This is a genomic window from Aquidulcibacter sp., assembly GCF_049239865.1.
Taxonomy (GTDB): domain Bacteria; phylum Pseudomonadota; class Alphaproteobacteria; order Caulobacterales; family Aquidulcibacteraceae; genus Aquidulcibacter.
In genome coordinates this window covers 1-9,579 of record NZ_JBMLTR010000090.1, presented here as the reverse complement: position 1 = coordinate 9,579, position 9,579 = coordinate 1, and the positions used below count along the sequence as shown (strand labels likewise).

Sequence of the window (9,579 nt, the reverse complement as noted above, 5' to 3'; positions counted from 1 at the left end):
CTTCTTGCGGATGCACCAACGCCCCGATGAAGGAAAACGCGTGCCAATCCCAAATACCAGCCTTTTGATGGTCGACAATGTCGGTCAAATTCAGGCTACCGACGACCAGAAGCACGGTGATCAACACAAAGCCGATGGAGACCTCATAAGATACCATTTGTGCGGCAGAACGCAGCGAGCCCAAGAACGGGTATTTCGAGTTCGACGCCCAGCCACCCATGATGATGCCATAAACACCCAAGGACGACATGGCGAGCAAGTACAAAATCCCGACATTCATGTCTGAAATCACCCAGCCAGGCGCAAACGGCACAACGGCATAGGCGACAAAGGCAAGCGTAATCGTGATCAGAGGGGCGAGGATAAAGACGGTCTTATTCGCGCCAGCTGGAATCACGATTTCCTTGACGACGAATTTCAAGAAGTCCGCAAAGCTTTGCAACAAGCCGAAGGGGCCAACCACGTTTGGCCCTTTGCGCATCATCACGGCTGCCCAGACCTTGCGGTCAAACAACAGGATGAAGGCCAAGGTCAAAAGCAGCATGACCATGATCGCCAAGATCTGGCCTGCCCCACCAATCACGCCCCACAACGGGCCCCAATCGCGAACGAGATCCTGCATGGGCCCCTACTCCGCTGCTATCGCAGCCACAGAGGCTGCTTTCTTGGCTGCCGAGCATTCAGCCATGATTTGGCTGGAGCGGGCAATCGGATTGGTGAGATAGAAGTCGGTGATGGCGCTGGTAAAGGGTGCAGCATCCACATCGCCTGCAACGCCCAACAGCTTCAACTCCAATGGCGTGCTGCCCCCTGGGGCAAAATCCAGACCAGCAAAGCTGGGACTGTCGGCCATCAGCTTGGCGCGAAGCGCGTCGAGATTGTCATATGGCAAGGTTTTGCCAAGCAGAGCGGAGACGGCGCGGAAGATCGCCCAGTCTTCGCGGGCATCGCCCTTGGGGAATACCGCCCTGCGTGCTTGTTGCACGCGGCCTTCGGTGTTCACATAAGTGGCGTTCTTTTCGGTATAAGCCGCGGCTGGCAGGATCAAATCCGCCTGCTGTGCGCCTGCGTCGCCATGGCTGCCGACATAAACCACAAAGGTTTCGGCAGGTGCTTTGACTTCATCGGCACCCAACAGGATCAAGGTGTCGAGCGCGCCTGCTTCCAGCATCTGGGCGGTGGACAGGCCTTGGTCTGCGGGCAAGAAGCCCAAGTCCAGCGCGCCAACGCGGCCAGCGGCCTGGTGGACAACGTTCCAGCCGTTCCAGCCCTCGCGGACGATCTTGGCCTTCATGCCAATTTCAGCGGCGAGCTTCAGGACTTGTGCACCATCAGGACGGGTCAAGGCATCCATGCCGAGGATCAGCATCGGACGTTCAGCCTTGGCAAAGCGCTTGAAGAAATCGCCCTTGCCCTTGGCCAAATCCGCCAAAGTCTTTGGCCCTGCGCCGACATGCTCATAGGCATAGGTCAGGTCATTTGCCTCACCCACGACGCCGATCAAGTCGAGCGTGCCGCGCAACCACGTCTTGCGGACCCGCGCATTGATCAGCGGGGCTTCAAGACGCAAGTTAGAGCCGATGATCAGCAAGGCATCGGCATCTTCAATGCCCATAATGGTGGTGTTGAACAAATATTCGCCGCGTTGACCCGACAGGCCAATCGCGGCGCCATCTTGGCGGCAATCGGTATTGGCGACGCCCAAGCCTCGCAACAGGTCCAAAGCGGCTTTCAAGCCCTCTGCATCATTCAAGTCACCGGCAATTGCGCCAATCTTGGCTGCATCGCCCTTCAAGCGCGCTGCCAAGGCTTCCAAAGCTTGAGGCCAGCTGACGGGTGCCAATTTGCCATTGGTTTTGAGATAGGGTTTGTCGAGGCGCTGACGGCGTAGGCCATCGACCGCATGACGCGACTTATCCGACAGCCATTCCTCATTGATCTCTTCATTGAGGCGCGGCAGCACGCGCAGCACATCATTGCCACGCGCATCGACGCGAATGTTGGAGCCGACCGCATCCATCACATCGACGGTTTCAGTCTTCTTCAACTCCCAAGGCCGCGCATTAAAGGCATAAGGCTTGGAGGTCAGCGCGCCGACCGGGCAGAGATCGACGACATTGGCCGACAGCTCGCTCGTCAAGGATTGCTCAAGATAGGTGGTGATTTCCATATCTTCGCCGCGACCAATGGCCCCAAGCTCTGACACGCCAGCCACTTCGGTCGCAAAGCGGACACAGCGTGTGCATTGGATGCAGCGCGTCATCACTGTTTTGACCAAGGGGCCCATATTCTTTTCTTCAACCGCGCGCTTATTCTCATCATAGCGCGAACCAGCCCGGCCAAAGGCCACGGCTTGGTCTTGCAGGTCGCATTCCCCGCCTTGGTCGCAAATCGGGCAGTCCAGCGGGTGATTGATCAAGAGGAATTCCATCACGCCTTCGCGTGCGGCCTTCACCTTCGAAGACTTGGTGACAACAACGGGTGGCTCACCATTTGGGCCGGGTCTTTGGTCTTTGACCTGCTGGGCGCAAGACGCCACAGGCTTAGGCGCACCTTTGACTTCGACCAAACACATGCGGCAATTACCAGCCACACTTAAACGCTCATGATAACAGAACCGTGGAATTTCTGCCCCTGCGGCTTCGCACGCTTGCAACAGCGTGTAATCGCCAGGCACATCTACTTCGGTTCCATCGACGACGATTTTCGTCATCTTCTCGCCCCATCGTTTGAAACAGACTCAGCCAAGCTGACCCGCCGTCCGCCGAGATACGACGCTACGACCCAAATTGCCACCGCCAAACTCACCCCAAAACCAGCAAAAATCCAGCCAGATACAGCAAGCTCATAAACCAGCGCCAAAACGATCCACGCCGCGATGGATAGGGGGGCGAAGATCGCAAGGATCAAGCGCAAAATCAGACAGGCTTGGCAGGGCTGCTTCATAGGGGCGATGCACTTTTACAAGCGTTTGCGGGCGATCATTATGCTTAGATCAGTTTGCGTGCATGTCGATGTATTTGTCGGTTTGTGCCACAGGTTTGTATTGCCAAATGGCAGCATTTGATATATATACTGCCAAATGGAGATAGCTATGCTGACTTTAGAGCGCATTGAAACATCTGGCCCCGCATTCCGCGCAGACCCTATCACGCAGGATGAAGGTGCCGCCATGTTTCGGGCGGCGCTCAATCTGTTCGACAAATGGGATGTGACGGACGAACAGGCCGCCGTTTTATTGGACATGCCCGTACGCACCTATCGGCGTTGGAAGGCAGAGGGGCCGGGTCGTCTGTCGCGCGATGGGCGGGCGCGCCTGTCGAATCTCTTAGGCATCCACAAAGCGCTTCGCATCATCTTTACCGAGGCGGCGCGCGGCTATACTTGGATCAAAGCGGCCAATTCAGCCTTTGGCGGCGCGAGTGCGCTCGACATCATGCTGGGCGGTGAGTTGACCGACTTGATGCGCGTGCGCCGCTATCTCGATGCGGAGCGGGCGGGTTGGTGAGTGAGGTGGCCGATATCCCGGTGTCTCACATTTCTTGGAAAAGCGCGGTTCGGATTATCCGCTCGAGCTTCCCACCCATTGATTTATTTGAAGATATTGCCGCCCCCGAAGATTGGGCTCTGCTAATCTCAGCCGAACAAAAGACCAATCCTCGCATCATGGCATCCATCGGCAATCTCGATCTTGTGCCGATCGCGCGTCGCGTGGGTGGCCCTGGTGCCAGCTATCTCATGGCTCCCTTCACGCATGTCAGCCCCGATAGGCCGAGCCGCTTTAGCAATGGCACGTTTGGCGTGCTTTATGTCGCCGCCCAGTTCAACACCGCGCTGTTTGAGACGATCCATCACCATGCTCGTTTCATGGCACGCACTGGGGAATCAGCCGGCTGGACCTCGCAATTTCGAGAGATCATCCTGTCCGTCGACGCAGATTTGCATGATTTGCGTTTAGATGAACCCGAGCATCCGTCCGCCCTCGATCCCAATTCTTATGTCGCGTCGCAAACCTTGGCGGCAAGCTTGAGGGCCGCAGGCTCTGACGGGATCATCTATCCCAGCGTTCGCCATGCAGGTGGGGAATGTGTTGGCCTCTTCTATCCAGATTGTGGCGCTAACCCCCTGCAAGGCCGCCACCTCGCCTATCATTGGGACGGCGAGCGCGTTGATCTGGTTCGTGATGCGGGGACAGGCGAGGTATTTCGCGTGGTGGAGACGCCCTAATCTCGCACCAAAATAGCCTAATGCCGAATGTCGTAAATTGGCATATCTTCAAACGTCATCTCGGGAACCTTCGCCGCCAACAGAGCCCAGACGGCAGCGGAGGTGGTATAGGTGCATTCCTCTGCTGAGACCTCATCACAGGCTGGCACCCGGAGCGCCAGCTCGCGATCTGGTGCTTCGCTCGAAGTAGCTTTGATCAGCATCATGCCATAAAATGCGGAGGCTGCTTGTCGCCGTACAATGCGAAGTTCAGACGGTGTTTTGCGCCCCTCCATGTTATCTGGGAGGTCTGATTTTGGGATCGCATAGCCATAGACGCGGCCCAGCGAATTTGAGCCCAGATATTTTATCGAAATCCGGCCATTTAAGTCGCCTTCGCCAAGCGACGATGCATAAAACCGGATACCATCCATGGTGCGCGACAGACGAATTGTTTGAGGTGGCGGAGTCAACCATCTGTTGGGCTGAAGTTCTAATGTAACTTCAGTCACATCCTTACCAAACGGCCAATCGCGGACTATGGGATATGGCCCGACCAGTAGCGTGCAAGCCGCCGCGAGCGCGAAAGCGCCTAACGCCAAGGCCACCTTTGCCCACCGCCAACCCCGACGGATTCGCTCCAAAGCCATACTGATACCCTCACCTAAGGTCAGCATTTGGGCACGCACTTAGCTATTCGTCAAACGATGAAAATGACGTGGGAGCTATGCAATTTTGAAGCTGCCCGATCATTTGTCTATGACCTCGGAATGTCATGTCTTCGATGTGTTTGAATACAACCAAGCGACAAGATGAACAAAGACAAAGGCCTGCCTTGAGTACAGATCAGCAATAAACTTATAGGTCTCGTCAGGGCCGGCATGAATACGCCAGCCATTAATCATTAAAAACGTATAGGTCACAGCAAAGGCTGTTCGCTTATTGCCATCCAGAAAGGCATGGTTTTGAGCGAAACTCTCCCAAAGCGCAGCAGCCTGTTCAATGGTCGTTTCATAATAACCTGATTTTGGTCGCGAAAGTGCTGAGTCTACGAGCCGAAAATCCCGCACCCCATGTAGGCCACCGTATCGATCGATCTGGTCTGCATGAATCAAAAGCACTTCGTCTAAAGTCAGATACTCTGTCACTCAGCGAGTTTTTTATAAAGTGGGGCAAAGGTCTCGTGGCTGGATTGATAGGCTTCCATGATGGAGGCACGCGCCTGGCTTCGGCGTCGCTTTTCCAAAAGATCCGTAAGGGCCTCGTCGACGAGTGACTGCAACAATCGACCTTCTTTTCGGGCCAATTCGCGCACTATTGCTAGCTTCTCGACCTCAACTTGGGTCGCAAACTTTTCAAGGATCGGCTGCGTCATCGTTGTTTCCTTGTATCCGGATACCCATCTTGATGTATCATGATGTATCTTGATCGGTCAAGAAATCAGCCCCCCCCTAGAAGGTCAAACAGGCCGCAATGTCTTCGGCTTCCAGATTGGGTTAGTCCCTCAATAGGTCAGCAGCACCTGCACCGCTATTCAGATGGACGAGCACATCAATCACGCGTCACATGCGGCCACGGACGTATGGCGTGCCAATGCAGATGTTTGGATCAACGGTTATGCCGTCTGAATGGAGCAAGCTTGCCAGGCCTCGAACGAAGCACAAAACGCACCCGTCTGAAAATGACAAACTTTAGACGAAGCCCTACTCCGCCGCGATAGCCGCGCCCATCACATGGGGCTTGCCCAAGCGATAGCGGTCGATGCGCTCTTCGATCTCGCCCCGGAAGCGCCAGATCAGGCCTTGGACGGGCCAAGCGGCCGCATCGCCCAAAGCACAGATCGTGTGGCCTTCAACCTGGCCAGCCACTTCCAGCAGAAGGTCGATTTCGCGGTGCTCGGCTTGGCCAACGGCCATACGTTCGAGTACCCGCCACATCCAGCCAGTGCCTTCGCGGCAGGGCGTGCATTGGCCACAGCTCTCGTGCTTATAGAAATAGGCCAGCCGCGCGATCGCTTTGATGAGGTCGGTCGACTTATCCATCACGATCACGCCAGCGGTACCAAGGCCCGACTTCAGAGCCGACAGGCTGTCAAAGTCCATCAACGCATCTTCGGCCATTTCCTGCGTGATCATGCGGACCGACGACCCACCGGGGATGACGGCTTTCAAATTGGACCAGCCGCCGCGCACGCCGCCGCAATGCTGCTCCAGCAAATATTTCAGCGGGATCGACATGGCATCTTCGACATTGCAGGGCTTGTTCACATGGCCCGACACACAGAAGACTTTCGTGCCCGTATTGTTTGGACGGCCAAAGCCCGCAAACCACTGCGCACCACGACGCAAAATGGTTGGCACAACGGCGATTGATTCGACGTTATTGACCGTGGTTGGGCAGCCGTAAAGACCGGCATTGGCTGGGAAAGGTGGCTTCAAGCGCGGCTGGCCTTTTTTGCCTTCCAAGCTTTCCAACAGAGCGGTTTCTTCGCCGCAAATATAGGCCCCTGCCCCATGGTGGACATAGAGGTCAAAGTCCCAACCATGGATATTGTTTTTGCCGATCAACTTAGCTTCATAGGCTTCTTTGATGGCCGCTTCGAGGTGCTCACGCTCCAGCACATATTCGCCGCGAATATAAATGTAAGCGGCATGGGCTTGCATGGCGAAAGAGGCGATCAAGCAGCCTTCGATCAGCAAATGCGGATCGTGGCGCATCATATCGCGGTCTTTACAGGTCCCCGGCTCGGACTCGTCCGCATTGACGACCAGATAATGGGGCCGATCCTTGACCTCTTTTGGCATGAAGGACCATTTGAGACCTGTCGGGAAGCCAGCACCACCCCGGCCACGAAGGCCTGAATCCTTCACCTGCTGAATGATCCAATCGCGCCCTGCGTCGATCATATCCTTGGTGGCATTCCACGCGCCACGCTGTTTAGCCCCCTCCAAGCGCCAATCATGGCGGCCATAGAGGTTCAGGAAGATACGGTCTTTATCGGCAATCATAGAACACTCGATCAGCTAGGCGTGATAGTTCGTAAATAGGCTTCTATAGGGCTTCATCCAGCCTGCCAACGACATTTGCAGCCTGAAGCGCATACGTGTTGCAGGCGGCAAGCTACTGCCGAGTCATCGAAAGTCCAAGCCGCAACCCTGCGAATTTGATTAGCCAGATCAAGCCAATGCCGCCATCATAGGCCTTAAATTTGGAGATGTGTGATGCGCAAGAATTGGGTTCTTCATGGGGCTTTGGCTGTTTTCGCTGCACATGTCGCCACACCGGCTGTGGCCCAAATCATCAAGCCGAATGAGCGCGCCCAAGCGATCAAGCAGCATCCCCAGATTGTCGCGCAATTTGGCGGCGCGATTTCAGGCCCTGTCGCGACCTATGTGTCCAATGTCGGCGCGAAAGTCGCCACCACGGCAGGGCTGAAGGACCAATGCACCTTCACCGTGATCAATTCTGACGTCGTCAACGCCTTTGCTGTGCCCGGATGCTACATTTATATCACGCGCGGCTTGATGACGATTATGAATTCGGAGGACGAACTCGCCTCGGTTTTAGGCCATGAAGTCGGCCATATTGTCGGCAAGCATTCGCTAAAGCGCACACAGGCATCGACGCTGTCCACCATCGGGGCTATCGCGCTGGGCATTGCCACCAAATCCGAAGAAATCATGCAGACCGCCGGGCAATTGGCCCAAGTCTATACACTCAGCTACTCGCGCAAGCAGGAAAATGAGTCCGATGATTATGGTGTGCGCTATCTCCAAGCCAATGGCTATAATCTCTATGCGGCATCCGACATGTTAGCAGCTTTGGCTGCCCAGGAAGCCCTTGATGCCAAAGTGAAAAACCGCCAGTCGCGCGACGTGCCGACTTGGGCTCGCAGTCACCCGATTACCACCGAACGCGTGGCGCGCACCGCCAATGCCGCCAGAGCCGCCAAAGCCAGCCGCGATGTGCCGCCAGAATTAGTCCGGCCCTATTTGACCGCATTATCAGGCCTTCGTGTGGGCGATGATCCAGAGCAAGGCTTTGTCGATGGGCGGCGCTTCTCCCATCCCAGCATGAAAATCACCTTTGAGGTGCCGCAGGGTTTTTCTCTTAACAACACCACTGAAGCCGTTGAAATTGAAGGCCCAAACAGCCTTAAGGGTCGCTTTGGCGGCGGGATGCCGTTGACGGGTGGCTTGGACGCCTATGCGATTGCCAAAGCGAAAGAAACCTTAGGCCAAACGCCGGCAAACATAGGCATTGCGACGCCGGGCACCACCAATGGCATGCCGACTGTGACGCTCCTTGCCCGTGCGCAAACCCGCTCTGGCCTCGTCGATGTTGGCGTGATTGCTTATAGCCTCAATGGGCGGGCGTTTCACTTCGTGATGATGGGCCCGGCAGACGGCCTGTCGCCCACCTTCCCGATCACCCAGACCTTTCGCGAGTTATCAGCCACCGAAATTGCCGCTCTGCGCCCGCGCGAGCTTGAAATTGTGACGGTGCGGGCCGGCGACACGGTCGCAAGCCTCTCTGCCCGCATGGCCTATCCAGACTTCAAGACCGAGCGCTTCCTGATGATCAATGGCATGAGTGCGGAGCGGCCATTAAGGCCCGGTGAGCTTTTAAAGATCGTCCGCTTTAGCCCCGCTGGTCGCTAAAGCCCGATAGGTCGCAAACGCACTCCACGCTGTTAGGCTGGCGCACACGCCGTAAACCAAGCGAGCTGGTACGTCGCGGGTGTAAATGAGACCAAACCAAGCCCACGCTCCGGTGACGGCAATCATCACGGCCAGCATGATCCATGCCTGCTTGCGGGGTAGGCGCATGCCGGTCGGCAAAGGCCGCTCCAGCCCCTTGAAAATGGCGATTCCAATCAAGCCAATGCCTACAACAGCCGTCAAATTCACCGCCCATTTGTCGACCTCGAGCAAATGGTCGAGGGATTGGGCCACCCATGATAACATCATAGACGCCCAAAAGGCGGCATCAGAAGTGATCGGAATTCCGACGCGATTTGGATCATCCTGCGGGCGCAGATAGGGCGGCTTGGAACCCGTGCTCATGGGGAAGCCCGCCCCCTGCCCGTCGTTCAGGCCTTCTCGGGCAGGTTTGGCAGCATGATCTTCTTGGCGAGGCTGCCGTCAAACAAGGTCTCGTCATTCAAGACATTGGGGCCACCATCTGGCGCACTGGTCAAACGGCCAATGGCAGAACCGGGCGTCACGTCTTTGCCAGCGGCCAAGTCATCGATGAGGGCGCTAAAGCTCTCGGCCGTCAGATCTTCATGATAATAATCGTGGATGGCGACGATGGGCGCATTGGCGCACGCGCCCATGCATTCCATTTCTTCCCACGAGAATAAGCCATCTG

General features: G+C 56.2%; 12 protein-coding genes. 3 read left to right on the top strand and 9 right to left on the bottom strand.

What is annotated here, in order from left to right; translation table 11 throughout:
- The 3 genes from ACOVRA_RS06770 to ACOVRA_RS06760 form a co-directional block, all read right to left on the bottom strand.
- A partial coding sequence (locus ACOVRA_RS06770; RefSeq protein WP_421719617.1) for a complex I subunit 1/NuoH family protein occupies positions 1 to 550 on the bottom strand: 550 nt, incomplete at its 3' end.
- 78 nt (positions 551 to 628) lie between these two features.
- Complete coding sequence (gene nuoG, locus ACOVRA_RS06765; protein WP_421719616.1) at positions 629 to 2,713, bottom strand: NADH-quinone oxidoreductase subunit NuoG; 2,085 nt, start codon at positions 2,711 to 2,713, stop codon at positions 629 to 631.
- Positions 2,710 to 2,946, bottom strand: coding sequence for a hypothetical protein (locus tag ACOVRA_RS06760; RefSeq protein ID WP_298230548.1), 237 nt, complete (start codon positions 2,944 to 2,946; stop codon positions 2,710 to 2,712). Before ACOVRA_RS06760 ends, nuoG begins: the two co-directional genes overlap by 4 nt.
- Positions 2,947 to 3,094: 148 nt before the next feature.
- On the opposite strand from ACOVRA_RS06760, the gene ACOVRA_RS06755 reads away from it, so the two are divergent.
- Both ACOVRA_RS06755 and ACOVRA_RS06750 read left to right on the top strand, forming a co-directional pair.
- Positions 3,095 to 3,508: an MbcA/ParS/Xre antitoxin family protein gene (locus ACOVRA_RS06755; RefSeq protein ID WP_421719615.1), complete on the top strand. Its 414-nt coding sequence runs from the start codon at positions 3,095 to 3,097 to the stop codon at positions 3,506 to 3,508.
- 5 nt (positions 3,509 to 3,513) lie between these two features.
- Positions 3,514 to 4,227, top strand: coding sequence for an RES family NAD+ phosphorylase (locus ACOVRA_RS06750; RefSeq protein ID WP_421719614.1), 714 nt, complete (start codon positions 3,514 to 3,516; stop codon positions 4,225 to 4,227).
- A 17-nt stretch (positions 4,228 to 4,244) separates the two neighbouring features.
- Here the strand turns inward: ACOVRA_RS06750 and ACOVRA_RS06745 are convergent, their stop codons facing one another.
- The 4 genes from ACOVRA_RS06745 to nuoF all read right to left on the bottom strand — a co-directional run bounded on the left by ACOVRA_RS06745 (position 4,245) and on the right by nuoF (position 7,214).
- Positions 4,245 to 4,856: a hypothetical protein gene (locus ACOVRA_RS06745; protein ID WP_421719613.1), complete on the bottom strand. Its 612-nt coding sequence runs from the start codon at positions 4,854 to 4,856 to the stop codon at positions 4,245 to 4,247.
- A gap of 123 nt (positions 4,857 to 4,979) precedes the next feature.
- Positions 4,980 to 5,354, bottom strand: a complete 375-nt coding sequence (locus ACOVRA_RS06740) for a type II toxin-antitoxin system death-on-curing family toxin (protein WP_421719612.1) — start codon at positions 5,352 to 5,354, stop codon at positions 4,980 to 4,982.
- Entirely contained in the window at positions 5,351 to 5,581 is a 231-nt protein-coding gene (locus ACOVRA_RS06735; RefSeq protein ID WP_298230553.1) for a hypothetical protein, read from the bottom strand. Before ACOVRA_RS06735 ends, ACOVRA_RS06740 begins: the two co-directional genes overlap by 4 nt.
- A 328-nt stretch (positions 5,582 to 5,909) precedes the next feature.
- Positions 5,910 to 7,214, bottom strand: coding sequence for an NADH-quinone oxidoreductase subunit NuoF (nuoF, locus tag ACOVRA_RS06730; protein ID WP_290806475.1), 1,305 nt, complete (start codon positions 7,212 to 7,214; stop codon positions 5,910 to 5,912).
- Between the two features lie 213 nt (positions 7,215 to 7,427).
- On the opposite strand from nuoF, the gene ACOVRA_RS06725 reads away from it, so the two are divergent.
- Entirely contained in the window at positions 7,428 to 8,867 is a 1,440-nt protein-coding gene (locus ACOVRA_RS06725; RefSeq protein ID WP_421719611.1) for a M48 family metalloprotease, read from the top strand.
- Here the strand turns inward: ACOVRA_RS06725 and ACOVRA_RS06720 are convergent.
- Together ACOVRA_RS06720 and ACOVRA_RS06715 are read right to left on the bottom strand one after the other, a co-directional pair.
- Positions 8,832 to 9,272: a hypothetical protein gene (locus ACOVRA_RS06720; RefSeq protein ID WP_421719610.1), complete on the bottom strand. Its 441-nt coding sequence runs from the start codon at positions 9,270 to 9,272 to the stop codon at positions 8,832 to 8,834. The two genes, ACOVRA_RS06725 and ACOVRA_RS06720, sit on opposite strands and share 36 nt — an antisense overlap.
- Positions 9,273 to 9,298: 26 nt before the next feature.
- The coding region (locus ACOVRA_RS06715) for an NAD(P)H-dependent oxidoreductase subunit E (RefSeq protein ID WP_421719609.1) at positions 9,299 to 9,579 on the bottom strand (281 nt) is incomplete at its 5' end.